Origin of the sequence: Glycomyces sp. NPDC048151, from assembly GCF_043202775.1 — a bacterium.
Classification (GTDB): Bacteria; Actinomycetota; Actinomycetes; order Mycobacteriales; family Micromonosporaceae; genus Glycomyces.
Genome location: NZ_JBIDBB010000001.1, coordinates 334,465 through 359,819 on the forward strand (window position 1 = coordinate 334,465; position 25,355 = coordinate 359,819).

General features: G+C 72.3%; 22 protein-coding genes. 17 read left to right on the forward strand and 5 right to left on the reverse strand.

Annotated features, from left to right (window positions below; all coding sequences use genetic code 11):
• The 3 genes from serC to ACGGCP_RS01650 form a co-directional block, all read right to left on the reverse strand.
• Complete coding sequence (gene serC, locus ACGGCP_RS01640; RefSeq protein ID WP_392959559.1) at positions 1-1,116, reverse strand: phosphoserine transaminase; 1,116 nt, start codon at positions 1,114-1,116, stop codon at positions 1-3.
• Positions 1,117-1,250: 134 nt separating this feature from the next.
• Positions 1,251-3,284: a PIG-L family deacetylase gene (locus ACGGCP_RS01645; RefSeq protein WP_392959562.1), complete on the reverse strand. Its 2,034-nt coding sequence runs from the start codon at positions 3,282-3,284 to the stop codon at positions 1,251-1,253.
• A 178-nt stretch (positions 3,285-3,462) separates the two neighbouring features.
• Positions 3,463-4,551 (reverse strand): citrate synthase 2, encoded by a 1,089-nt coding sequence (locus tag ACGGCP_RS01650; RefSeq protein WP_270116372.1) that lies wholly within the window; start codon positions 4,549-4,551, stop codon positions 3,463-3,465.
• Between the two features lie 356 nt (positions 4,552-4,907).
• Between ACGGCP_RS01650 and ACGGCP_RS01655 the strand changes: the two genes are divergently transcribed.
• From ACGGCP_RS01655 to ddaH, 9 genes are all read left to right on the forward strand, one after another.
• A complete protein-coding gene (locus tag ACGGCP_RS01655; RefSeq protein WP_392959564.1) occupies positions 4,908-5,804 on the forward strand; it encodes an aldose 1-epimerase family protein in 897 nt (298 codons plus the stop codon).
• 259 nt (positions 5,805-6,063) lie between these two features.
• Positions 6,064-7,224 (forward strand): septum site-determining protein Ssd, encoded by a 1,161-nt coding sequence (gene ssd / locus ACGGCP_RS01660; RefSeq protein ID WP_392959567.1) that lies wholly within the window; start codon positions 6,064-6,066, stop codon positions 7,222-7,224.
• Positions 7,221-8,381, forward strand: a complete 1,161-nt coding sequence (locus ACGGCP_RS01665; RefSeq protein ID WP_392959570.1) for a TadA family conjugal transfer-associated ATPase — start codon at positions 7,221-7,223, stop codon at positions 8,379-8,381. The genes ssd and ACGGCP_RS01665 overlap by 4 nt, the downstream gene beginning before the upstream one ends.
• A 622-nt stretch (positions 8,382-9,003) precedes the next feature.
• A complete protein-coding gene (locus ACGGCP_RS01670; RefSeq protein WP_392959573.1) occupies positions 9,004-9,684 on the forward strand; it encodes a type II secretion system F family protein in 681 nt (226 codons plus the stop codon).
• Complete coding sequence (locus ACGGCP_RS01675) at positions 9,684-10,283, forward strand: type II secretion system F family protein (protein WP_392959575.1); 600 nt, start codon at positions 9,684-9,686, stop codon at positions 10,281-10,283. The genes ACGGCP_RS01670 and ACGGCP_RS01675 overlap by 1 nt, the downstream gene beginning before the upstream one ends.
• A 429-nt stretch (positions 10,284-10,712) precedes the next feature.
• Positions 10,713-10,907 carry a DUF4244 domain-containing protein gene (locus ACGGCP_RS01680; protein ID WP_392959577.1) on the forward strand — a complete coding sequence of 65 codons (195 nt, stop codon included), beginning with the start codon at positions 10,713-10,715 and terminating at the stop codon, positions 10,905-10,907.
• Positions 10,908-11,167: 260 nt separating this feature from the next.
• The gene (locus tag ACGGCP_RS01685; RefSeq protein ID WP_392959579.1) at positions 11,168-11,488 is read left to right on the forward strand and encodes a TadE family type IV pilus minor pilin; all 321 of its coding nucleotides are present in this window, start codon (positions 11,168-11,170) and stop codon (positions 11,486-11,488) included.
• Entirely contained in the window at positions 11,485-11,985 is a 501-nt protein-coding gene (locus ACGGCP_RS01690; protein WP_392959581.1) for an Rv3654c family TadE-like protein, read from the forward strand. Before ACGGCP_RS01685 ends, ACGGCP_RS01690 begins: the two co-directional genes overlap by 4 nt.
• A gap of 735 nt (positions 11,986-12,720) precedes the next feature.
• On the forward strand, positions 12,721-13,569 hold the full coding sequence (ddaH, locus tag ACGGCP_RS01695; protein ID WP_392959584.1) for a dimethylargininase: 849 nt from the start codon (positions 12,721-12,723) through the stop codon (positions 13,567-13,569).
• A 160-nt stretch (positions 13,570-13,729) separates the two neighbouring features.
• Here ddaH and ACGGCP_RS01700 read toward each other — a convergent pair whose 3' ends face one another.
• Together ACGGCP_RS01700 and ACGGCP_RS01705 are read right to left on the reverse strand one after the other, a co-directional pair.
• Positions 13,730-14,584: a hypothetical protein gene (locus ACGGCP_RS01700; protein ID WP_392959586.1), complete on the reverse strand. Its 855-nt coding sequence runs from the start codon at positions 14,582-14,584 to the stop codon at positions 13,730-13,732.
• A gap of 134 nt (positions 14,585-14,718) precedes the next feature.
• Complete coding sequence (locus ACGGCP_RS01705) at positions 14,719-15,375, reverse strand: hypothetical protein (protein ID WP_392959589.1); 657 nt, start codon at positions 15,373-15,375, stop codon at positions 14,719-14,721.
• 190 nt (positions 15,376-15,565) lie between these two features.
• Between ACGGCP_RS01705 and pdhA the strand changes: the two genes are divergently transcribed.
• From pdhA to pstB, 8 genes are all read left to right on the forward strand, one after another.
• The gene (gene pdhA / locus ACGGCP_RS01710) at positions 15,566-16,720 is read left to right on the forward strand and encodes a pyruvate dehydrogenase (acetyl-transferring) E1 component subunit alpha (RefSeq protein ID WP_392959592.1); all 1,155 of its coding nucleotides are present in this window, start codon (positions 15,566-15,568) and stop codon (positions 16,718-16,720) included.
• The gene (locus ACGGCP_RS01715) at positions 16,717-17,691 is read left to right on the forward strand and encodes an alpha-ketoacid dehydrogenase subunit beta (RefSeq protein ID WP_392959594.1); all 975 of its coding nucleotides are present in this window, start codon (positions 16,717-16,719) and stop codon (positions 17,689-17,691) included. The genes pdhA and ACGGCP_RS01715 overlap by 4 nt, the downstream gene beginning before the upstream one ends.
• A 10-nt stretch (positions 17,692-17,701) precedes the next feature.
• Complete coding sequence (locus tag ACGGCP_RS01720; RefSeq protein ID WP_392959597.1) at positions 17,702-19,009, forward strand: dihydrolipoamide acetyltransferase family protein; 1,308 nt, start codon at positions 17,702-17,704, stop codon at positions 19,007-19,009.
• Between the two features lie 402 nt (positions 19,010-19,411).
• Positions 19,412-20,887, forward strand: coding sequence for a hypothetical protein (locus ACGGCP_RS01725; protein ID WP_392959600.1), 1,476 nt, complete (start codon positions 19,412-19,414; stop codon positions 20,885-20,887).
• A 220-nt stretch (positions 20,888-21,107) separates the two neighbouring features.
• The gene (locus ACGGCP_RS01730) at positions 21,108-22,907 is read left to right on the forward strand and encodes an NHL domain-containing thioredoxin family protein (RefSeq protein ID WP_392959603.1); all 1,800 of its coding nucleotides are present in this window, start codon (positions 21,108-21,110) and stop codon (positions 22,905-22,907) included.
• 136 nt (positions 22,908-23,043) lie between these two features.
• Positions 23,044-23,232: a hypothetical protein gene (locus ACGGCP_RS01735; RefSeq protein WP_392959606.1), complete on the forward strand. Its 189-nt coding sequence runs from the start codon at positions 23,044-23,046 to the stop codon at positions 23,230-23,232.
• A 120-nt stretch (positions 23,233-23,352) separates the two neighbouring features.
• Positions 23,353-24,204: a DUF6042 family protein gene (locus tag ACGGCP_RS01740; protein ID WP_392959608.1), complete on the forward strand. Its 852-nt coding sequence runs from the start codon at positions 23,353-23,355 to the stop codon at positions 24,202-24,204.
• Positions 24,205-24,377: 173 nt separating this feature from the next.
• Positions 24,378-25,256, forward strand: a complete 879-nt coding sequence (pstB, locus tag ACGGCP_RS01745) for a phosphate ABC transporter ATP-binding protein PstB (RefSeq protein WP_392959610.1) — start codon at positions 24,378-24,380, stop codon at positions 25,254-25,256.
• The last annotated feature ends 99 nt before the right edge of the window (positions 25,257-25,355 follow it).

Sequence of the window (25,355 nt, forward strand, 5' to 3'; positions counted from 1 at the left end):
CTAGCCCAGCTTCTCGACCACGAAGTCGATCGCCTCGGTCAGCTTCGCGGTGTCCGCCGGGTCCACCGCCGGGTACGTGGCGATGCGCAGCTGGTTGCGGCCCAGCTTCCGGTACGGCTCGGTGTCGACGATCCCGTTGGCGCGCAGCACCTTCGCGATGTCGGCCGCGTCCACGCCCTCGAAGTCGATCGTGGCGACCACGTTCGAGCGCAGGGCGGGGTCGGTCACGAACGGGTTCGCGAACGCGCGGGCGTCCGCCCACGAGTACAGGGCCCCGGCCGACTCGGCGCAGCGCTTCGCGGCCGCGTCCAGACCGCCGGCGGCGTTGAGCGCGTCGACCTGCTCGGCCGCGAGCACGACCGTGGCCACCGCCGGAGTGTTGTACGTCTGGTCCTTGCGCGAGTTGTCGATCGCGGTCTTCAGGTCCAGGAACGCCGGGATGTACCGGCCCGAGGCGGCGATGCGCTCGGCGCGCTCGATCGCGGCCGGGCTCATCACCGCGATCCACAGGCCGCCGTCGGAGGCCAGGCCCTTCTGCGGCGCGAAGTAGTAGCAGTCGGTCTCGGTGAGGTCCACCGGGAGGCCCGCCGCCGCGGAGGTCGCGTCGTGGAGCATGAGCGCGCCGTCGTGGGCGACGCGCTTCACGTCGACGGCGACACCCGTCGAGGTCTCGTTGTGCGGGGTCGCGTACGCGTCGACGCCGTCCTCGTAGGACAGGTACGCGGCCGTGCCCGGCTCAGCGGTGACGATCGTCGGGTCGCCCAGGTGCGGGGCGATCTTGATGGCCTTGGCGAACTTCGAGCCGAACTCGCCGAAGCTGGCGGCCTGCGCGCGGTCCTCGATGAGGCCGAACACGGCGACCTCCCAGAACGCGGTCGCGCCGCCCACGCCGAGGACGACCTCGTAGCCGTCGGGCAGCGAGAAGAACTCGGCCAGCCCGGCGCGCAGGCGCCCGACCTCGGCCTTGACCGCCTTCTGGCGGTGGGAGGTGCCCATGACGGACCTGCCCAGTCCGGACAGCGCGCTCATCGCCTCGGCCGGCACCTTGGAGGGTCCGGAGCCGAAGCGCCCGTCGGCGGGCAGCAGCTCTGCGGGGATGGTGATCGGGTCGGTCACTGTCGGCTCCGTTCTGAGGTCGGTCCTGGGCTCACTGTAAACCCGCGAGCCGGTGCCGCCGCTCCCTGGTCCGGACCCGGCCGTCAGCTGGGACCCAGCCCGCCCGAACACCCGCCGCCCGGCCGCTGCCGGCGTCAGTCCGCGCGTTCCCAGCCCGCCGGCGGCTCGCCGCCCGGTTCCATCTCAGCCGTCCACAGCTCGCCGTCGTCGCCGACCGCCCACAGCCGCAGCGCACCGTCCGAACCGAACGCCGCCGCCGGGCGCTTCACCACCGTGACGTCCCCCCGCGTCCACGGCCGCGACAGCAGCCCGAAACCGCCGGGCCCGGCCGACTCCAGGTCCGCCAGCTCCAGCACGAGCACCGCCGGAGCACCGGTCCCGTCGTCGCACGCCACCGCGAGTGCGCCCTCCGGCCCGAGCGCCAGCGCCGGAGCGAGCACCCCGCCTTCCAGCGGGACGCGCACGCCCGTCCACGCCTCGCCGCGCCCGAAGTGGAGCGCCACGTCGCTGCACCCGGCCACCCGCGAGGCGAGCACGATCCGCCCGTCGGGCGCCTGCACGGCGGTGACGGCGCTGGCGGGCACGAACGGCAGCCCGTCGTCGGGTCCGGGCAGGTCGAGCATCCGCGTCGCCCACTCGGTGCCGTCGCCCTCCCACACGGCGACGTTGTCGGGGGTGGCGGCGATGATGTGGAAGGTCCCGTCTGCGGCGAGCGCGGCGGGGGCGTCGTGCACGGCCGGGCCGTCGAGCCGCGTCCACGCGGCCCATGCGCCGCCTTCGGACCGCACCCGCACCGCGAGTCCGCCGTCGGGGTGGCGCACGCACGCCAGCGACGTGTGCCCGTCGTCGGCGGCGGCGACCTGCCCGACGACGCGGGAGCCGGGGCCGTGCCCGGCGGGGTTTCCGAGGAGCTGCCACTGGCCGGAGGCCAGGTCGTAGCAGTGGACGTCGCGCACGTGGGTGGCCGGGTCGTGGGTGTGCTCGGCGCTGATCGCGTACACCTTCGTCCCGGCCAGGTCGAGCGAGGGGAGCGTGTCGGGGCCACCGAGGTCCTCCCAGCCGTCGTCGCCGAGGACCTTGACGGTGTTGTCGCGCACGGTGACCGGCCGGATGAGGCCGTCGACCTCTGCGGCTCCCACCGCCGCCGTGTAGCGCGGGTGGGTGGCGTGCCCGTAGGTCGTGCCCGCGCCCGGCCCGGCGATGAGGCGGTCGCCGCAGCCGACGGGGTGGCCGCAGTCGGCGCCGTCGTTCCAGGAGTAGACGTCGAGCGCGCGGCCCTTGCGGTCGAGGTCGGTTCCGCCGAGGTTCCCGGGCCAGCGGCGGTTGTAGTAGCCGCGCCAGGACTCGACGGTGCGGGCCCCGCCCCAGGCGCGCACGGCCTCCCACGCGAAGAGCGCGGCGGCGGTGTGGTCGATGTGGTCGGAGTAGCCGCGCTGCTCGGCGCCGAGCCGCTCCCCGGTGATCGGGTCGGGGTCGGGGTCGAGGGTGTTGACGGCGGCGGGCCGGTACCGCTCGAGCAGCTCGACGAGCGTGGCCTGCACCGTGGCCCGGTCCACGGTCGACTCGGCGGCGAGCGGCGAGCCGGTCGGGGGCAGCACCAGGGCGTCGTCGAGGCGGCCTTCCCACAAAGCCAGGAGGCGGGTGAACTCCCCGGTGATGCGCCCGAGGTTCGTCCACAGTGAGCAGAAGATCAGGTGCACCTGGGGCTTGTCGCGCAGGACGCACAGTTCGACGTCCTGACCGGAAGCGAGCGCGGCGAGGTGGCAGTCCCAGGGCGCGTCGGGGTCGCCGAGGGCGAGGTGGGCGTAGGCGCGGCGCAGGCCGTTGTCGCGGGCGGCGGCGTACCCGGCGAAGTCGGCGGGGGCGTCGGCCTCCCAGGCGTTGCGTCCGTCGGCCTCGCCTGCGGTGAGCACTACGGTGCAGAGTCCGGCGCCGTCGTCGAGGACGCGGGCGACGCGCGGGTTGATGAAGTAGAGGCAGTCGTCGGGGTGGGCGACGATCTGCATGTGGATCGGCCCGTCGCGCACCGGTTCGGGGATGCGGTCGGCGCTGGCGGCTTCGCGCAGGGACCAGGCGCTCTCGGCGGCCGCGGCGGTCACGGCCAGCCCGGCGACGCCGCCGACGAGGAGGTCGCGGCGGCGCAGCGGCAGGTGCCGGGGGGAGGGCATGGCGCGTCCCGTTCGGGTGTGTCTCGGGGTGTTCGGTTGATCGCCGGCGGAAGGGCGTCGCCGTGTCCGGTCGATCGTATCCCGAACGCGCCCATATGAGACGAGTCCTCATACGAGACGCGAAAAAGCGGCCCGCGTCACCCCTGGCGGGGCGGCGCGGGCCGCTTCGAGCTTCGGCTTACTGCCAGCCCTCGACCTCTTCGGGCTTGCGGGGGCCGGGGCCGACGTAGGTCGCGGACGGGCGCACGATCCGGCCGAGCTTCTTCTGCTCGAGGATGTGGGCGCTCCAGCCGGCCACGCGGGCGCAGGTGAAGATCGGGGTGAACAGCTCGGCGGGGACCTCGGCGAAGTCGAGGAGCACCGCGGACCAGAACTCGACGTTGGTGGCGAGCACGCGGTCGGGCTTGCGGGCGCGCAGCTCGGCGAGCGCGGCCGACTCGAGCGCCTCGGCAACCTCGTAGCGCGGGGCGCCGAGTTCCTTGGCGGCGGCGCGGAGCACGCGGGAGCGGGGGTCCTCGGCGCGGTAGACGCGGTGGCCGAAGCCCATGAGGCGCTCGCCGGAGTCGAGGAGGTTCTTGACGTACCCCTCGGCGTCGCCGGACTTCTCGACCCCTTCGATCATGTGGAGGACGCGCGAGGGGGCGCCGCCGTGGAGCGGGCCGGAGAGCGCGCCGATGCCGGAGGAGATCGCGGCGGCGGCGTCGGCGCCGGTGGAGGCGACGACGCGGGAGGTGAAGGTGGAGGCGTTCATGCCGTGCTCGGCGGCCGACATCAGGTAGGTGTCGACGGCCTTGACGTGGGCCGGGTCGGGCTCGCCGCGCCAGCGGCGCATGAAGCGCTCGGTGATGGTGCCGGCCTTGTCGATCTCCGACTGGGGCACGGCGGGGCGGCCGGAGCCGCGGGCCGACTGGGCGATGAACGACAGCGTGGTGACCGACACGCGGGCGAGATCGTCCCGGGCGGTCTCGTCGTCGATGTCGAGCAGCGGCTGGAGGCCCCAGTAGGGCGCGAGCATGGCGACCGCGGCCTGGGCGTCGACGCGGGTGTCGCCGGAGGAGACGGGCACGGGCACGGGCTCGGCGGCGGGCAGGCCGTTGCCGAACTTGCCGTCGACGAGGAGGCCCCATACGTCGCCGTAGGTGCTCTGGCCGACCAGGTCCTGGATATCGACACCGCGGTAGCGGAGCGATCCACCCTCTTTGTCAGGCTCGGCGATCTCGGTTTCGAAGGCGATGACGCCTTCGAGGCCGGGCTTGAACTCAGACATCGTTGTACTCCTGAGTGTGTTGTCCCTGTGGTTGCCGACCGGGGGCTTCCGGGAGGCGACGGTTCGTAGTTATCTGGAAATGGTGCCTCAATGCCGTGGCGGACGGAAGTGGCCACGGGTCGAGGGTGATCCTGAATGGCGGTACAGAAGGTGCGCAAAATATGAGACAACGATCGTGAGCTTGGTGGTTTATACTATTTTGACCGTTTCGTTGGGAGGGTTTCAATAATGGGTCTTGTTGGTTTCAACGGTTTCATGCGATCTCGCCCACATCGATACGCGTGCCGCAGGTCATCGGACATGAGCTAACGTCAAAGCACATCCCGCCCACCGATAACGACACGGAGGTACCCCCTATGGCGCTGTCCGGCGAGCAATGGGTGATCGCCTACAACGACCACGAGGCCACCATCGTCGCTGTCGGCGGTGGCGTGCGCTCGTACACCTACCGCGGACGCCCGGTCGTCATGTCCTACGGGGACGAGGAGCTCGCGCCCGGCTGGTCCGGCCACATGCTGGCTCCCTGGCCCAACCGCACCCGCGACGGCAAGTACACGTACGACGGCACCGACTACCAGCTCCCGATCAACGAGATCGAGACGAACACCGCGCTCCACGGCTTCGTGGCGTGGGCCGAGTGGACCGCCGTCGACGTCACCGAGACCTCGGTCACCCTCGAATGCCGACTGCCCGCGCGCCTGGGTTACCCCTGGACCCTGCACCTGCGCACCCGCTGGTCGATCGGCCCCGGCGGCCTGCGCGCCGCCCACACCGTCTCCAACCCGGGCCACAAGACCGCGCCCTTCGGATTCGGCACCCACTCCTACCTCATCCCCGGCTCGCTCGAGCGGATCGACGAGGCCACCCTCCACGTCCCGGCCGCCAAGAAGCTCAAGCTCGACAAGCAGAGCATCCCGGTCGGCTCCGGCGAGGGCGACTTCGGCGACCCCACCGTCCTCAAGGACCTGGTGATCGACGACTGCTACGGCGACCTCAAGCGCGGCTCCGACGGCAAGGCCGAAGTGCGCCTCGCCGACCCGGTCTCGGGCCAGGCCGTCACCGTGTGGATGGACGAGTCCTTCGGCTGGTGCCACATCTACACCGCCGACGGCCTCGACGGCGACCGCAAGCGCGGCTCCGTCGCCATCGAGCCGACCACCTGCCCGCCCAACGCCCTCGCCACCGGCGAGGACCTCATCGAGCTCTCGCCCAGCGAGGCCTGGTTCGGCGTCTGGGGCATCCGCCCCGAGTAGCCGCAGCGAACGTCAGCACGAGGGACCGTCCCCGCCGGGGGACGGTCCCTCGCTGCGTATGAGCCTCCGTCGCGAACGACACGCCGAGTTATCCACAGGCGACACGTGAGCGCGCATCGCCTTGGCCACAAAGAACTGCCGGAAAAACCCGAAAAGCCGGAAGTTATCCACAGCTTGAAAATTGCCCCTTGCCGACCTCCGCCCAACCCGGTCATGGTTACTCCAAGGCACACGACAACCACAGAACGTAGGAGTAGCCATGGCCGCGACACTCACCACCACGACTCCCGCACCCCCCGCCGAATCCCTCCTCGTCACCGACGACGACCGCCTCGTCGAAGCCATCGCACCCCTCGCCGCCACCGCAGGCCACCCCCTCCGCCGCGTCCACCACCCCCGCGACGCCGAAACCCACTGGCAGCGCGCCCCACTCGTCCTCGTCGGCCCCGACCTCGCCCCCGAATGCATCGCCTGCGACTTCCCGCCACGCGAACCACTCCTCCTCTGCACCACCATGTCCTGGCTCGGCGGCGACGCCGACGACACCTCCCTCCTGTGGCCCATGGCCATCCAGATGCAGGCCACCAGCGTCATCGCCCTCCCCGACGCCGACGACTTCCTCACCGACCTCCTCATCCGCACCGTCCTCGATGTCGAACCCGCACCCGTCATCGCCACGGTCGCCGGGCACGGCGGCGCCGGCGCCTCCACCCTCGCGCTCGCCGCCGCCACCGACGCCGCACGCGACGGCCGCACCACCGTCCTCATCGACCTCGACCACACCGGCGGCGGCATCGACACCGCCGCCGGACTCGCCGCCCAGACCGGCTGGCGCTGGCCCTCCCTCGCCAACGGCACCGGCCCGCTCGACCCCGAACGGCTCCTCGGCGGCCTCCCCAAACGCGGCGGCCTCCATGTCGTCGCCCCCGACCCGCGCAACCCCGCCGAGGTCGGCGCCGACACCTTCGACCGGGTCCTGCGCGCCGCCCGCCTCGCCGCCGACCTCGTGATCGTCGACCTCCCGCGCACCCGCACCGAGGCCGCCGCGATCGCAGCCGCGGCGGCCCGCTCGATCGCGGTCGTCCTCGGACCCGGCCCCCGCTCCTGGGAGGCCGCCCGCAGCGTCACCGCCGCCTACGGCCTCCACAGCCCGCATCTCGGCGTCGTCCTCCGCGGCGAAGCGCACCCGGCCCCGACCGCCATCACCTGGGACGGCCCCCGCGAAGCCGACTGGCTCGAACCATTCGTGCTCGGCACCGTCCCCACCGACCGGCGCATCCCCGTGCTCCTGCGCCAAGGCCGCGTCCCCCGCGGCCGGGTCGGCCGCGGCATCCGCGGCCTCGCGGACGCCCTCACCGCACCGCGCACGCGCGGCGAACTCGCCCTGCGCGGCACCGCGCGGACCGGCGCCGCCCGATGAACCTCGAACTCCTCGCCCGCGTCCGCCGCCAGCTCGCCGCCCAGACCCGGCCCGGCCGCGCCCGCGGATCGGCCAAAGCGGACATCGTCCAGGCCCTCTGCGCCACCGGAGCCGCACCGCCCGACCAGGCTTCGCTCCTGCAGCTCTCCTCGGCGCTCCGCGACGACCTCATCGGCGCGGGCCCGCTCCAGCCGCTTCTGGACGACCCCGCCGTCACCGACGTCGTCGTCAACGGCACCGGCGGCGTCTGGGCCGACCGCGGCGAAGGCCTGCGCCCCACCGCGATCCGCCTCGGCACGCCCGACACGATCCGCTCCCTCGCCTGCCGCCTCGCCGCGGCGTCCGGAAGGCGGCTCGACGCGGGCAGCCCCTACGCGGACGTGCGGCTGCCTGACGGCACCCGCTTCCACGCCGTCCTCGCACCGATCGCCACCACCGGCCCGTACCTGTCGTTCCGCACCCACCGGTCCAAGGCGTTCACGCTCACACAGCTCGTCGAGGCGGACACTCTCACCGCCGACATGGCCGACCTGCTCTTGCGGATCGTCAAAGCCCGCCTCGCCTTCGTCATCAGCGGCGGCACGGGAACTGGAAAGACCACGCTCCTGGCGAGCCTGCTCTCCAACGCACCCAAGGAGGAACGCATCGTCATCGTCGAGGACGCCGCCGAACTCGCACCCGACCACCCGCACACGCTCACCCTCGAATCGCGCCCGGCCAACATCGAGGGCGCGGGCGAAGTCGACCTCGCCGCGCTCGTCCGGCAGGCCCTGCGCATGCGCCCCGACCGGATCGTCGTCGGCGAATGCCGCGGCGCCGAGGTGATCGAACTCCTCGCCGCCCTGAACACCGGCCATGAAGGCGGCGCGGGGACCCTGCACTGCAACGCGGCTGCCGACGCGCCGGCGAGACTCGAAGCCCTCGCGCTCCCGCACGGCCTGCCGCGCGAAGGACTCCACGCCCAGCTCGTGGCCGCGCTCCGTGTCATCGTCCACCTGCGCCGCAACGGCACCGGCCGCCAAGTCGCCGAGATCGCTCTGATCGAGACCGGCCAGGCGAGATCGCAGCCGCTCACGGTCGCCACCGCCTGGACCCGCCACGGCCCGGGCCCGAGCGCGGGCGTCCTCGAACGCCTCCTGAAGGAGCGGAACGCATGAACAGCATCCGCAACACGCCGACCACCGACACCGCGACAGATCGCGCTGTGCGCCACGCGAAACCAGCCAACTGCGAAGAACGCGCTCCGCGGTTTACAGACGGCTCGCGGCCCTTGGCCGCGCCGCCGGCTGCAGACGACCACGTCAGCCGTGCGGGAGCGGACCGCCCGCGGCCAGCTAACTGCCAAGAGAGCCCTTCGCGGTTCAGCGGCAGCTCGCGACTTTCGACCGCGCCGCAGGCCGCTCACTCTGCACCGCAACGCCGACCGGCCGCACACCAGCGGCAGGCCGCTGGCAGAACCGGCGCCTCGGTCCAGCCGCTCCCCGAGGACGAGCGCACCAGCCTTGGAAACGCGCACCGGTCCCAACCAGCCGCCTGCGGAGACTGCACACCGCAGCCGCTCGACAGCACGCCACCATCCGCGGCGACACCGCGAACCGCGCCACCGTGCCGACCGCAAGCCCACCACAGCGTGGCTGCCGCAGCCACGGACACCATCTCCTGCCCGCCGCGTCCGTCGAGGCGGGTGCGCAACCGGACCGACCGCGCGAGCCGCAGCGCCCGCACCAGGCTCGCGACTCCACTCCGCCACACCAACCGACTCCCGGAAGGAGGCACCGCATGACCGCCATCGCCACCGCCCTGATCACCAACCGGCCCAAAACCACTGCCGCGGTCGCTGCACTGATCGCCGCCGCAGTCGCCGCTTGGCTCGCCGGATACCGGCACGATGGCGGACTCGGCCCGCTCGCGGCGGCCGCCGCCGGATCGATCGCGGCGATCTACACCGCCGCCGCGGCCACCGCCTGGCATCTCGCCCTGCGCCGCAAACGCCACCGCGAAGCCCGCCGCGCCGCCGCCGACACCGTCGCCTACCTGGCATCCGACCTCGCCGCAGGAACCGACCCGGCGCGCGCCGTCGCTGCCGCGGAACCTGACTGGCCCGCCGAAGCCACCGCCACCGCACGCCGCCTCCAAGCCGCCCTCCGCATCGCCGCCGAACTCGGCGCCCCCGCGGCGGAACTCTGCCGCAGACTCGCCGAACACCTCAACGACGACGACCAGGCCGCCGCCCGCGCCGGAGCCCAGACCGCCTCGATCCGAGCCACCGCCGCACTGCTCGTCGCACTCCCCGTCGCAGGAGTCGCGCTCGGCGAAACCGCGCTCGGCGTCGAAGCCGTCGCGTTCCTCTTCGCGAACCCGGCCGGCATCGGCGCGGCAGCGACCGCGATGGCACTCCAAGCCGCAGGCCTCGCCTGGACCGGCGCACTCATCAACGCCGTCAACCCGAGGAGCACCTGATGCTGCGCAAACTCATCGGCCCCATCGCAGGAGTCGCCGCCGCGATCGCCATCGGCGGACCCACCGGCATCGTCGCGGGCTTCGGCGCCTGGTGGCTCGCCGCCCGCCTCCTCCGCGCCGACCCGGACCGCGCCGAAAGGGCCGCCGCCGAACGACTCGCCCCGTCCTGGCCCTGGACTCTCGACCTCCTCGCAGCCTGCATGCGCGCCGGGGCCCCGTTCCCCCAAGCCGCGTTCGCCGTCGCCGAAACCGACGACCCCGAGATCGGCGACCGCCTCAACCGCTTCGCCGGAGCGATCCACCTGGGCGCCACCGCCTCAGAAGCACTCCCCGAACTCGGCAGGCTCCCAGGTGCGGCCCGCCTCGCCCGCCAACTCGACCGGTCCGGCGACTCCGGCGCCGCCATCGCCGCCGGACTCGAACAACTCGCCGCCTCGATCCGATCAGAACTGCGCACCCGAACCGAAGAACGCGCCGGACGCGCCGCAGTGGCCCTCGTCGGCCCCCTGTGCCTGTGCTTCCTGCCCGCGTTCGTGCTCGCCGGAATCGGCCCCGTCGTGCTCGGCATCGTCACCGACACGCTCGCCACCGGCCCCTGACCACACCGTCTAAGGGCGACACCGCCCGACAACCGAAGAGAGGAAATCGCGATGCACGCGAACACCCACACCACCCTGGCCCTACCGACCCGCCGCGACTGTCGGGCGCCGTCCCGACCCGACACCTGCCAGGCCTCATGCCGCCCCGAAAGCCGCAGGCGACCGGCCTGCGAACCCGACGGCGCCCGACCGAGACCCGCCTGCGAACTCGCCGGTGCCCGGCCTGGGCCCGCATGCCGCCCCCAACGCGAAGCTGAACAAACCAACCCGACCCCGGCTCCTACCCCGGCCCAACCTTGGTCGCCCGGCTCGAACCGCAGCCGGACCCCGATCACCGCAGGGCCCTCCACGCTCACCGACGACAGCCCGCCCCCAAAGCACCGCCCCAGCCCCGGCCCGAAACCCGAAGACGAATGGAGCCCGAGCCGGATGCGCCGCAACACCAAACCGAGCTGGGGCGAGCGATTCGCCCCCAAGCTCCGCGGCGACAGCGGCATGAGCACCGCCGAGTACGCGGTCGGCACACTCGCCGCCGTGGCCTTCGCCGGAGTCCTCCTCAAAGTGCTCACCTCAGGCCCGGTCCAGACCGCCCTCTCCGACCTGATCGAACGGGCACTCTCATGAAACCGGGCAGCCGAACCGCACCAAGGAACCAGATCCGGCCAGAACCTCCACCGCCCGCAACCCGCATGGCACGCCGCCGACCCGAAACAGAGAAGGCACCGAAACGCCGCCCGAAAGCAAGAGGACCACGCGCACGACCGTCCGCGAGCAACGAAGCGGCCGAGACCAGCCGAGGCCCACGCAAGAAGACGCCAAGAGCCGACCGAAACCAACCGGCCACCGGCCCGACCTGCGATCGCCGAAGCACCGAAAGCGGGTTCGTGACCGCAGAACTGGCAGCGGCACTCCCCGCCGTGGTCGCGGTCCTGGCGCTCGGCCTGTGGGCGGTCACCGCGGTCGGCATGAAAGTCCGGGCGATCGACGCGGCCAACAGCGCCGCGATCGCAGCGGCCCGAGGCGAAGACGCCCAAGCCGTCGCGGCCGCTTACCTGCCCGACGGCGCATCGGTCGCGGTGTCGAGCGACGGGACCGTGGCGCGAGCAGTCGTGACCGCACCGGTCCGGCCGCTCGGCCCGCTGACACCGCCGATGGACGTCACCGCGCAAGCCGCCGCCCCGATGGAACCGGGCCTGCCCCAATGAGAAAGGAGCGAACCAGACACCGACCGGGGCCGTCCACGGCACGGACTGGACACCGACCGGGACCGGTTGCGACAAGGCATGGGCGCCAGACAGAGCCGGGATCGGCCGCGACGCCTCCGAGACAACGACGGAAGCCGACAGCCTCAACCGGTTCGGAACGCGGCTCGGCCACGGTCCTCGCCGCCGGGCTGACGGCAGCGCTGCTCGTCACGGCAGTCGCCTTCGTGTCCGTCGGCCAGGCCAGCGCTGCCCGACACCGCGCCCAAGGCGCGGCGGACGCCGCCGCGCTGGCGGGGGCCGCGAGGGTCCTGTTCGGCGAAGGCGAGGCGTGCGCGGCGGCGCAGGCGATGGTCGAGCAGTCGGCCACCGAGTTCCAAGGATGCGAGGTGAACGATCTGGAAGTGACAGTCCGCGTGACCGAGACGGCGAACGGTCTCCCAGCGGCCTTCGGCCCGGCCCGAGCGGTATCCCGAGCGGGCCCGGTCACGGTCGAATAGCGCGACCACGACCGAGAGTCGCTCATGCGGGCTCGGCAGCGGTCGAATAGCGCGCCTGCGACCGAGGCGGTCGCCGTCTGGGCACGAACGCCCAAGACGGCCGCTCGCTCGGGCACGATCTGCAGCGGTCGCACGCGAGCACGACCGGTCCCGGCGGCCGAGGCCAGGCCGCCGGGACCGGGAACAACGAACGGCATCAACCGAAGACCGGCATGCCAAGACGGCAGCGGGCGGGCGGAAGCGGGGTGGGGTGGGCGGAGGCGAGGTGGGGTGGGGTGGGGGGGAGGGGGAGGGCCCCGGGAGGAGGTCCGAAAACCGAGGCGCACCCGGCGATTCGACGGCTGGGCAAGCGAACCGCGATCGGTGATCGGGCGGCCGGTCTGGCGGGTGGGGAACTGAGGCGCGACCGGCGGTGCGGCGGCCGGTCCGGCGGTTGGGGGAGCGAGGTGCGGTCGGCGGTGCGGCGGCCGGTCCGGCGGGTGGGGAACTGAGGCGCGGCCGGCGGTGCGGCGGCCGGTCCGGCGGGTGGGGAACTGAGGCGCACCCGGCGGTCTGGCGGCCGGTCTGGCGGTCGGGGGAAGCGAGGCGCACCCGGCGGTCTGGCGGCCGGTCCGGCGGTCCGGGAAAGCGCGGCGCGGGCCGGTGATCTGTCTGGTGAGGTGCGTTGGTCACACTCCGGTGTGTCCTTGGCCTGCTGGTGGTGCCGGAGGGGCTCGGGCCGTCTAAGCTCGCGCAATGGAGAAACACCGTTCTTCAATCGCCGCGGCGCCCGCGACCCGGTCGCCCGGCCGCCGCACGTACCTCATGTGCCGCCCCGCCTACTACGCGGTCGAATACGCCATCAACCCTTGGATGGACACGACCGCCCCCGTCGACGCCGCGCTCGCCTGCGCCCAGTGGGAAGCCCTCGTCGACGCTTACACCGGCCTCGGCCACGAAGTGGTCACCATCGAGCCCGAGCCGGGCCTCCCCGACATGGTCTACGCCGCCAACGGCGCCTTCGTGGTCGACGGCATCGCCTACGGCGCGAGCTTCCGCTACCCCGAGCGCCGCCCCGAGGCCGACGCCCACGAGAAGTGGTACCGCACCTCCGGCTGGAAGTTCGCCGAGCCCGAGTTCATCAACGAAGGCGAAGGCGACTTCACCTACCTGCCCGGCCGCGAGCTCATCCTCGCCGGCTGGGGCTTCCGGACCGATGCCCGCGCGCACGCCGAGGCCGCCGACGTCTTCGGCCGCCCCGTCGTCTCGCTGCGCCTGATCGACCCGAGCTACTACCACCTCGATACCGCCCTCGCGCCCCTCGACGACCACAACGTCGCCTACTACCCGGAGGCCTTCGCCCCCGGCAGCCGCCTGCTCCTCGAGCGGCTCTTCCCCGACGCGGTGATCGCCGACGCCGAGGACGCCGCCGGGTTCGGCCTGAACTTCGTGTCGGACGGCCGCAACGTCGTCGTCAACGCCGAAGCCGCCCGGTTCGCCGAGAAGCTCCGCGATGCCGGGTACGAGACCGTCCCGGTCGACCTCTCCGAGCTGAAGAAGGGCGGCGGCTCCGTCAAGTGCTGCACCGCCGAACTGCGCCGGTGACCGCCGGGGCGTGAGCCCGAGAACCGACCGAGGGGCCGGTGGACCGTCTGGTCCACCGGCCCCTCGGACTTCGGGGGGATCAGGTCGAGGATGCGGGCGGCGTCCTGCCGAGGCGCGCGCGAGCCGCCTGCACAGCCCGCATCCTGGTCTCAGCGGGGGTTCACGCGGCGGCCATCGTGGTCTCGAGCCCGGTCGGCTGGAAGCCGCCCGGCTGGGGGGCCAGGCGCGGCCGGTTCGTGTTGTCGCGCATCGGGGCGGGACGCGCGTCGGCCTGGACGACCGGCGGGAGGAACGAGGGCTGGGACGGGCGGTGGACGCGCTCGGCCGGGGCGGCGAGGCGCGGGTTCGGGGCCGGGAACGGGCTGGTCGGGTGCGCGCCGCCGACGGGCAGCACCTCGAGCGCGGTCCGCACGAGCCCGGGACGCATGAGCGACACGGTGTTCTCGGTGCGCACGAGAGCGACGGTGTCCTCGGTGCGGTCGGGCGCGTCGGCGACCAGGTCGAGGTCGGCGAAGACGGAGGCGGTCGCGAGCCGGTCGGCCGCAGGGCGGGCGTCGGCCTTGGGGCGGCGGAACGCGCGGGCCAGGAGCGCGTCGATGCGCCAGACCCGCTTGGCGTGGGTCGCGGGCAGCCAGAAGTGCCAGCGGTGCGGCTCGCTCGCGCCGGGTCCTTCGAGGACGGTGAAGTTGAGTTCGACGCCGGGCCCGGCCGGGTCGGCCGACCAGCGCAGGTTCTCGATCGCGGCGACGGGGGCGTCGAGGCAGAGGCGGACGCGGCCGAGGAGGCGCGACTGGCGGGTGACGACCAGGCGCTCGCCGGTGAGCATGAGGACGTGGTCGCCGCTGCCGAGCCCGTCGGAGCCGACGCAGCGGCTGAGGAGGGAGACCTGGTCTCCGGACCCGATGTTGCGGCGGAGGAGGGGGACGTGCCGGGTCAGGGCCGTCGAGGTCAGGCCCGCCTCGGCCGAACAGGCGAGCATTGTGCGGGAGAAAAGGTCCATCTGCTTGTACCCCACAGAAATCCGTGTGCGTTCGTCATTGCGACGCGCTCTCGGAGGGAGTAACGGCAATCCGCATATGCAAGTTACGGCTACGGGGTGGCCTTCCCTACAACTCACCCCTTCGGGCGAGCGCGGGTGGCCGGGGCGGTTCAGTCCCCGCTGCCCGGCAGCGGGTCGGTTTCGGTGTCGGAGGCCGGGTCGAATTCGAGGTCGAGGCGGATTTCGGCCGTGTCGAGGGCGGCTTCGAGGTCGGGTTCGGCGTAGCCGGGATCGTCCCAGCCATAGTCACTGCTGTGACCGGCATCCCAGTTCCAGTCGTCGTCCCAGTCGGGCACGAGCTCGGGATCGTCGGCTTCCTCGCGGCCGCAGTCGCCGTCGCTCCCGTCGACCGGGACGAGCTGCGGCGGGGTGCTCTGCTCGGGGACGGGCTCGTCCGCGCGTTCGTCGCTGGGCTCGTGCGGGGGCGCTTCGGCGTCGTCGGCCTCGACGATGCGCTCTGCCTGGGGTTCCGCGGCGCTGACGGCGATCCGCGGCTCCGGTCCGGGCCCGCTGGGGCCGCTCGGGCCGACCGGGCTGTCGTCGCCGCCCGCGACGCCCGCCGGGTCGGGGGTCTCGTCCGCTTCGATGACGACGGTCTGCGGGTCGTAGTCGAGCGGTTCGGCGCCGTCGCCGCCGCCGTAGAGGTCCTTCGCGAAGGTCCACCCGATCAGCGAGAAGGACGCCACGGTCCCGGCGCTCACGCCGACCATGGCGAACCAGATGCCCACCGGCCAGCGTCCGCCCTGGTCGCTGCCTCTGCCGCGCACCCCGTGCTCCTTCCCGCCACCCCCGTGCGACGAAACGGCCGTTCAGGACCGATGATGTCGATGGCTCGACCGATCACTACTCTGCGTCAGTCTCTCGTCCCGAATAGTAATGGGACGGCGGCTATGGCGCGCACCACCCAAGACTTTGGGATGCTTGGATACACCGGAATACGAATATGAGGAGGCATCAATGGGCGACACACAGCGTCCTGCCAAGAAGACGGCCAAGAGCCGTCCGAAACCCGCCTCAGCGAACGAACCAGAGTTCGTGCAACTGCTGACTCCGGAGGGTCAGCGCGTCAAGCATCCCGACTACGACCTCAACCTCACCGACGACGAGTACCGCGGCCTCTACCGCGACCTCGTCATCACCCGCGAACTGGACGCCCAGGGCACCGCCCTGCAGCGCCAGGGCCAGCTCGGCCTGTGGCCGAGCCTGCTCGGCCAGGAGGCCGCGCAGGTCGGGTCCGGCCGCGCCCTCAAGGCGCAGGACACGGTCTTCCCGGCCTACCGGGAACTCGGCGTCCAGTGGTGCCGGGGCATCGACCTCATCTCGTCGTTCGCGCTCTTCCGCGGGACCGACCTCGGCGGACGCGACGTCGCCGCCGACCGCTTCAACATGTACGCGATCGTCATCGCCTCGCAGACCCTCCACGCCGCCGGGTACGCCATGGGCGTGTCCATGGACGGCGCGGTCGGCAACGACGACGGCGAGGCCGTCGTCGTCTACCACGGCGACGGCGCGACCAGCGAGGGCGACTTCAACGAGGCGCTCATCTGGGCCGGGGTCTTCAACGCCCCGCTGGTGCTGTTCTGCCAGAACAACCAGTACGCGATCTCGGAGACGAACGCCCGACAGTTCCGGCTGCCGCCGTACCGCCGCGCCGAGGGCTTCGGCGTCCCCGGGATCCTCGTGGACGGCAACGACGTCCTCGCGACCTACGCGGTCACGCAGGCCGCCCTCGACCGCGCCCGCCGCGGCGAGGGCCCGAGCCTGGTGGAGGCCTACACCTACCGGATGCAGCCCCACACCACGTCCGACGACGCCACCCGCTACCGCGACGCGGCCGAGCTGGACTTCTGGCGCGCGAAGGACCCGATCGTCCGCTACCGCAAGTGGCTGGACGCCGAGGGATTGGCCGACGAGGCCTACTTCGCCGCGATCGACACCGAGGCGGGCGAGCTCGTCCGCGAGCTGCGCGCCCGCGTCATGGCGCTGACCGACCCGGAGGTCGCCGAGATGTTCGACAACGTGTTCGCCGAGATGCCCGCGGAACTCGCGGCCCAGCGCGCCGAGGCCCTCGACTTCCAGGCCTCCCTGGACGAGGGGAGCGACGTCCGATGACCACCATGACCATGGTCAAGGCCCTCAACGAAGGCCTGCGACGCGTGCTCGAGGCCCAGCCGAAGTCGCTCGTCATGGGCGAGGACGTGGGCCGCCTCGGCGGCGTCTTCCGCGTCACCGACGGCCTGCAGAAGGACTTCGGGTCCGAGCGCATCATCGACACCCCGCTCGCCGAATCCGGCATCATCGGCACCGCGATCGGCCTCGCCATGCGCGGCTACCGGCCGATCTGCGAGATCCAGTTCGACGGCTTCGTCTACCCCGCGTTCGACCAGCTCGTCTCGCAGCTGGCGAAGATCCCGAACCGCTCGGCGGGCCGCGTGCGACTGCCCGTCGTCGTGCGCATCCCCTTCGGCGGCGGCATCGGCGCGATCGAGCACCACTCGGAGTCCCCCGAGGCGTACTTCGCGCACACCGCCGGCCTCAAGGTCGTCACCTGCTCTAACCCCAACGACGCCTACTGGATGATCCAGCAGGCCGCCGCCGGGGACGACCCGGTGATCTTCTTCGAGCCCAAACGCCGCTACCAGGCCAAGGGCGAGGTCGACACCGAACGGAACGAGCAGGGGCTCTACAGCGCCCGCACCCTCCGCGAGGGCCGCACCGCGACCCTCATCGCCTACGGCCCCACCGTGGACGTGGCAGCGAACGCCGCCGCCGCGGCGGCCGAGGAAGGCCTCGACCTCGAGGTGATCGACCTCCGCGCGCTCTCCCCGATCGACTGGGAGCCGCTGTTCGCGTCGGTCCGCAAGACCGGCCGGGCCGTCGTCGTCCACGAGGCCCCCGGCAGCGTCGGCATCGGCGCCGAGGTCGCCGCCCGCATCACCGAGGAGTGCTTCTACTCCCTGGAGTCCCCCGTCCTGCGGGTGACCGGCTATGACGTCCCTTATCCGGCGAGCCGCCTCGAAGACGACTACCTTCCGAACCTGGACCGGGTGCTCGACGCCGTCGACCGGTCGCTCGAGTACTGAGGAGCGGGATATGGGTCAGAAGATCACGTTCAACCTGCCCGACCTCGGTGAGGGACTCACCGAGGGCGAAGTCGCCGCGTGGCTCGTGGAGCCGGGCGGCGAGGTCAAGCTCAACCAGCCGTTCGTGGAGGTCGAGACCGCCAAGGCCCTCGTCGAGGTGCCCAGCCCGTACGACGGGGTGCTCGCCGAGCACCACGCCGAGGCGGGCGAGACGATCGACGTCGGCAAGCCCCTCGCGAGCTTCGAGGTCGAAGGCGCCGAGGCGCCCCCGGCCGAGAAGAAGAAGGACGAGCGCACGCCGAACCTCGTCGGCTACGGCGCACGCGAGGCCGGCTCCAAACGCCGCAAGCGCCGCACCGGCGAGCCCTCGGCCCCCGCCGCTGCGCCCGCCCCGGCGGCGCCGCCCGCACCTCCCGCTCCGGCCCCGGTCGCCACACCGGCCCCCTCGGGTCCGGTGCTCGCCAAGCCCCCGGTGCGCAAGCTCGCCAAGGACCTCGGCGTCGACCTCGCCTCACTCGTCCCCACGGGGCCGAACGGCACGGTCTCCCGGGCCGACGTCGAAGCGGCAGGCGCCGCACCCGCCGCCGCGCCTCCCGTCAAGGTCACGGCCTCCGCCGAGGACCAGCGCATCCCGATCAAGGGCGTCCGCAAGCTCACGGCCCAGAACATGGTGGCCTCCGCCTTCACCGCCCCGCACGCCACGGTGTTCCTCACCTGCGACGTCACGGGCATGATGGCCACGGTCAAGGAGTTCAAGGCCCGCAAGGAGTTCGCGGACGTCAAGGTCACGCCGCTGCTGTTCGTGGCCAAGGCGGTCCTCCTGGCCGCCCGCCGCCACCCGATGATCAACGCCCAGTGGGACGAAGCGGCGCAGGAGATCGTCGTCAAGCACGACGTGAACCTCGGCATCGCCGCCGCCACCCCGCGCGGCCTGGTCGTCCCGAACGTCAAGGCCGCCCAGGACCTGAGCCTGGTCGAACTCGCCGAGGCCCTCACCGCGCTGGCGCGCACCGCCCGCGACGGGAAGACCTCGCCCGCCGACATGTCCGGCGGGACCATCTCGATCACCAACGTCGGCGTCTTCGGCATCGACACGGGCACGCCGATCCTCCCTCCGGGGGAGTCGGCCATCCTCGTGTTCGGCGCCGTCCGGCCGCAGCCGTGGGTGCACGAGGGCGAGATCGCCGTACGCCAGGTGACCACGCTCGGGCTGTCCTTCGACCACCGGCTCATCGACGGGGAGCTCGGCTCGCAGTTCCTCGCCGACGTCGGCGCGTTCCTGCAGCACCCTGGGGAAACACTGCTCGCCTGGACGTGATCAAGGGCACCGACGAATCGTTGGCGGATCCCAGTATTCGGTGTTGTAATTGAGGCACGGAAACAACGAGGAAACATATCTTCGAAGCTTCCGACGTCTCAGGAGACTGGGACCGCGAACTTTATCTCCTCCCATTGGTGCGGAGGACAGCGCCGAGTCGCCGCACCATTGAGACCCTCTCCAGGGGGTTCTCACACCGGCCGGGTGCCGCGTTTGCCATGAGGGGTGGGCAACCGCTGGCACCCGGCCTTTTTCGCACCCTCCTTTCGCGAGGCACCTCCTCCCGCCTTTCCCGCCCGCTCAGTAACCCTGTCGAGTGATCGCGAGCGCCGCTGCGGTACCGTGTGACGCGTCTGGCGTGCCCCCAAGACGCCAGGCCGGAAGCAGCATTGAGGAGCAGCCGTGACCTCCGAGCAAGGCAACCCGCCTGAAAAGGGCGAGGGCAGCGAAGACCAGAACGCAGCCGAGCAGGTCCCCGGGACCGACGCCGCCGCGACCCCCGAGCCGGTGACCGCCGACGACACCGCGGACGCCGCCCCCGAGACTCCCGCTGCCGCCGAGAGCGCGCCCGCGGCCGAGTCCGCTGCCGAGCCTCCGGCCCCGGCCGAGCCCGCGGCCCCCGCCGCCGAGACGCCCGCCGAAGCCGCTCCGGAACCCGAAGCGCCGCAGGCCGAACCGGCCGCTCCCGAGGCTCCCGCCGCGCCCTCGATCGACGAGGGCGCCACCGCCGCCATCCCGACCTCCGCGCTCAGCGACGCCGAGATCCCGGCCGCCCCCGCCGCCGACGCCCCGGCCGCCCCGATGGCGGACGCCGCCCCGGAACCCGAAGCGCCGCAAGCGGCCCCGTCGGTCGACGAGGGTGTCACGCAGGCCATCCCGACCTCCGGGTCGATCGACATCGACATCCCGGCCGCTCCGGCCGCCGACGACGCGCCCGCCCAGGTCGCCCCGTCCGCTCCGGAACCGCCTGCGGCGCAGGCACCTCCGGCCGGTCCCCAGTTCGACGACGACGGCACGCAGATCCTGCGTCTCGGCCCGTCCCAGCCGTCCGCCCCCGCGGCTCCTGCGGCGAACCCGTACGAGGAGAGCACGCAGGTGCTGCCGCCCCAGGGCGTCTCGGGCTTCAACGCCCCCGCGCCCTACGGTGAGCAGGCGGCCCAGTCGCCCGCTTCGGCGTGGCCGTCGCCGCCGCCGAACCCGCTGTCCAACCCGGACGCCGCCCAGGCCCCCGCCCCGGCGCCGAGCCCGGTCCAGCCGCCCGCCGCGGTCCCGCCGCCCCCGGCGAACCCGTACGCGCAGCCGCAGTCGGCCTACCAGGCCCCGCCGCCTCCGGTGGCCCCGCCGCCCGCGCAGTCGGACGCGACGCAGAAGCTCATCATCGGCGCGCACAACCCGCACAGCGAGCCGCCGCCCGCGATGGCCCCGGGCTACGACCCGAGCCAGCCGCCGCCGTCGCAGCCGCCGGGCGCCCAGTACTCGCAGCCGGGTGTCCCGCCCGGCCAGGGCTACCCCAGCCAGCCGCTGCAGGTCGAGGTCGTCAAACGCCGGAAGTGGCTCGTCCCGGTGCTCGCGTCGCTCGGCGCGCTCGTCGTGCTCGCGGCCGGTGTGGGCGTGTACTTCCTGCTGTTCGCCGCTCCGAAGTTCGAGGAGAACGGCTGCGTCCGCCACACGAGCGGCGACCAGGCCGAGGCCATCGACTGCGCCGACGCCAAGGACGGCGAGGACTACGAGATCGTGCAGAAGGTCGGCGACGGCCAGGAATGCGCCGACGCGGGCCGCGAGACCCTCACCGTGGGCGAGGACGTCTACTGCCTGACCCTCATCGGCGAGCCCGCCGAAGGCGAGGGCGGCGCCGAGCCGACCGACGAGGCCTCCTAAGACAAACCGCCTGACGGGCGGATATATCGCGATAAATCCCCCCTAAAGGGACCCCTGGTACAAAAATACCGGAGGGGTACGACATCGCCTCGGGCCGACGGGTAACCCCGTCGGCCCGAAACGTTAGCTGAGACAGCCTCGCGAACCGCGCCCTGTGAGACCGCTTCAATATCGGCCCCAGCGCAGCCGGGGCCGACCCCGTGCGAGCTACGCTCGCCCGATGGCACAGCCCAGCAAGCAGTCCCGCGTCCGCGCCGCCGAGCTCGTCGGGCGCGGCTGGCTCAACACCGGCGGCCGCAGCCTCGACCTCGCGAGCCTGCGCGGCAAAGTCGTGGTGCTCGATTTCTGGACCTTCTGCTGCATCAACTGCCTCCACGTCCTCGACGAGCTCCGCCCGCTCGAGGAGAAGTACGGCGACGCGCTCGTCGTCATCGGCGTTCACTCTCCGAAGTTCGAGCACGAGCGCGACCCGCAGGCCCTCGCCGCGGCTGTCGAGCGCTACGGCGTCGCGCACCCCGTCCTCGACGACCCCGACCTCAAGACCTGGGACGCCTACGCCGCGCGCGCCTGGCCGACCCTCGTCGTCCTCGACCCAGAGGGCTACGCCGTCAACCACATGGCCGGCGAAGGCCACCTCGAAGCCCTCGACCAGATCGTCGGCGACCTCGTCGCCGCCCACACCGCCAAGGGCACGCTCGACCCCGAAGGCAGCCCGTATGTGGCCGCCGCGCCTGCCGAGACCACACTCCGCTTCCCCGGCAAGGCGATCGAGCTCCCCGGCGGTGACGTGCTCGTCACCGACTCCGCCCGCCACCGCCTCGTCCGCCTCGCCCCCGACCTCGCCACCGTGGTCGGCGTGATCGGCACCGGCGAGCGCGGCCGCGACGACGGCGCCGAGCCCCGGTTCAACGAACCGCAGGGCCTCGCGCTCCTCCCCGAGGCGACCGCCGCCGCGGTCGGCTACGACGTGGTCGTCGCCGACACCGTGAACCACCTCCTGCGCGGCGTCCGCCTCGCCGACGGCCACGTCACCACCGTCGCCGGGACGGGCAGGCAGTGGCGCATGGACAACGGCACCGAGCACGCGCTCGACGTCGACCTCTCCTCGCCCTGGGACCTCGCCTGGTTCGACGACCGGCTCATCGTCGCCATGGCCGGGATCCACCAGCTCTGGTACTTCGACCCCGCCGCCCGCACCGCCGGGGTCTACGCCGGGACCACCGTCGAGAGCCTCAAGGACGGCGCGCTCGACCAGGTCTGGATGGCCCAGCCCTCCGGCCTCGCCGCCGACGGCGCACGGCTGTGGCTCGTCGACTCCGAGACCTCCGCGCTCCGCTACGTCGAGGACGGGGAGATGCACACCGCGGTCGGCCAGGGCCTGTTCGACTTCGGGCACGTCGACGGCCCCGCCGATGACGCCCTCATGCAGCACCCGCTCGGCCTCGCCGTGCTCCCCGACGGGCGCGTCGCCGTCGCCGACACCTACAACGGCGCCCTGCGCGCCTACGACCCCGCGACCCGGACGGTGTCGACCCTCGCGGCGGGCCTCGCCGAACCCAGCGACGTGGTCGTCGTGGACGAGAGGGTCCTCGTCGTCGAATCGGCCGCGCACCGCCTCACCGCGCCCGACCTCGGCGAGGCCGCCGTCTCCGGTCAGCACCACCGGGTCACCCGCAAGCGCATCAAGGTCAAGCCGGGCGCGCTGCGCCTCGAGGTGCTCTTCGAGCCCGCCGCTGGCCAGAAGCTCGACTACACGTTCGGCTCCCCGGTCCAGGTCACCGTCTCGGCCGACCCGCCGCAGCTCCTTGCCGAGGGCGCGGGCAAGGGCGAGGAGCTCGGCCGCGACCTCGTCCTCGCGGACGGGATCGGGCAGGGCGTCCTGCAGGTCGTGGCGCAGGCGGCGACGTGCGACGCCGAGGCCGAGCACCCCGCGTGCCACCTCACCCGCCAGGACTGGGGCGTGCCCGTCGAGATCGCCGAGGACGGCGTCTCGACCTTGCGGCTAGTGCTGCGCGCCTAGCCCCCGAACGGGTGTGATCTCTTGCGGCAGCTGGTATTTCACCTGCCCGGAGCGTGTCATGAATACGCGCCGTCCTCACGGCGCATTACGTTGTTCGGATCCGTTCCGAGCACGTCCTATCAGGGAGGAAACCGCTGTGACCTTGGCGCCGGTGGAAGAACGCTACTCCGAGTACGAGCACTGGCTGGTGCTCAACGCCGCCGATCAGATCGTCACCGTGGGCAAGCTGCTGGAGCAGCAGGTCCGCACCCTCGAGTACCTCACCCCCGAATACGCCGGCAGCCTCGCCGAGTTCGAGCCCGACCTCACTCGCCTGCACGGCTAGCCCGACCGCCGCGAGGGGCCGTCCCGGCGCCGGGACGGCCCCCTCCGCCGCCAGTACGCTGAAAGCGAAGTCGCGCCCCAGCGGCGCGGCCGCGTCGCACCTCGCTGCTAACGTCGATATGTGGAATCTTTCGAGAGGCCCTTCGGCGACGAGTCCGGCCCCGTCCAAGCCCCGATGCATCCCGCGTGGATCCGCATCATGCCGTGCAGCATCGAGTTGTTCCGCACCGTCCCCTCCGTGAACCTGTTCCCGGCGAGCTGGTGGGCCGACGCCTTCCCCGAGGACGACATCTGGAACGAGCCGGTCTGGTGCGACCCGGGCGACGTCGACGACTGGATCGCCGAGGCCTCCGAGCACCACCTGGGCGCGTCCCAGGAGGTCATCGAGAAGGAGGCCCGCGAGGAGTACGACCGGGCCACCGCCGAGCGCAGCGAGCGCATCGACACCTTCACCACCCACTGCCGCCGCGCGGGCCTGCCCGTCCCGCACACCGTGCGCGACCTCCTGGAGTTCCTGCTCGCGCTCGGCCTGTACCGCTCCGAGATGCGCGACGGGAAGCTGTACGTCGCCCCGCTGCTGTACACCAACCCGTTCGACGTGCTCGCCTTCGACAAGGTCGAGGCCATCGAGGAGGCCGCCGACCAGCGCGGGGACCTCGAGGAGCTCACGGCGATCGCGATCCGCCGCGTCGGCGGCATCGACTACGAGTTCGACGACGAGGGCCGCTTCACGCTGCCCGGCGGCGCGAAGTCCGCCACGGTGCGCGTCAGCCTGAACGCGCTCGCCGAGGACGCGGGCGTCCCGGCCCCGGTGATCCGCGGGATGCTCATGGAGCTCGCCGAGGACGGGGACGTGGCCGGCTCGGTCGACATCGGCCAGGTCGGCGTCGCGGAGGAGTTCACGCTCACCGCCTCGGACGACCTGCTCGGCGGCTACCCGAACGACGAGCTGCTGCCGCCCGAGCACGCCTGATCGCGGCGTTTCGCCGGAATGTCGTGAACGCCGCCTGGACGGCTGCGACCAGGACCGCACTCCATTCACGCTCAGTTCACCTTCACGTTCACCTGCGTGCACTTGCATGGCGTTCCATGAGGGCAGAACACGTTAACGGCGGTTGACTTTCGCTGATTGGAGTTCGCGTGAGCGTGAACGAGACTGGTACCCGCGCCCAGGCCCCCATCGCGGGCCTCGCCCCCGGCCGCGCCGTGCGCGGCAACGCGCAGGGGTCGCTGTTCACCCCGACGCAGACCGACACGGTGATCGACCTCAAGGGCGTCGACATCCACTACGGCCGGGCGCACGCCGTCCGCGACGTGTCGCTGCCGGTGGCGCGCAACCAGATCACCGCGATGATCGGCCCCTCGGGCTGCGGCAAGTCGACGGTGCTCCGCTCGATCAACCGCATGAACGACCTCATCCCGGGCGCGAAGGTCTCCGGGACCATCTCCTTCCACGGCCAGGACATCTACGGCCCGGGCGTCGACCCGATCGCGGTGCGCCGCCACATCGGCATGGTGTTCCAGAAGGCCAACCCGTTCCCGAAGTCGATCTTCGACAACGTCGCGTACGGCCTGCGCATCAACGGCATGAAGGACAACCTCGCCGACCGCGTCGAGCAGGCGCTGCGCGGCGCGGCCCTGTGGGACGAGGTCAAGGACAACCTCAAGAAGAGCGCCCTGGCGCTCTCGGGCGGGCAGCAGCAGCGCCTGTGCATCGCCCGCGCGATCGCCGTGCAGCCGGAGGTCCTGCTCATGGACGAGCCGTGCTCGGCGCTCGACCCGATCGCGACCGCGCGCATCGAGGAGCTCATGAGCGAGCTGGTGCGCGACTACACGATCGTGATCGTCACGCACAACATGCAGCAGGCCGCGCGCGTCTCTGACTCGACGGCGTTCTTCTCGGCGGCGATCGACGACGCGGGCGAGCGGTACGGCTTCCTCGTCGAGTTCGACGAGACGCAGCGCCTGTTCTCCAACCCGTCGGACTCGCGCACCGAGGACTACATCACCGGCCGCTTCGGCTAGGAGCCAAGTACTTACGGCGGCGCGATCGAGGGGTTCGCGCCGCCGTTTCCTTGCCGTAGAAGAGAACCCGGGACGGTGCATCGCACCGTCCCGGGTTCT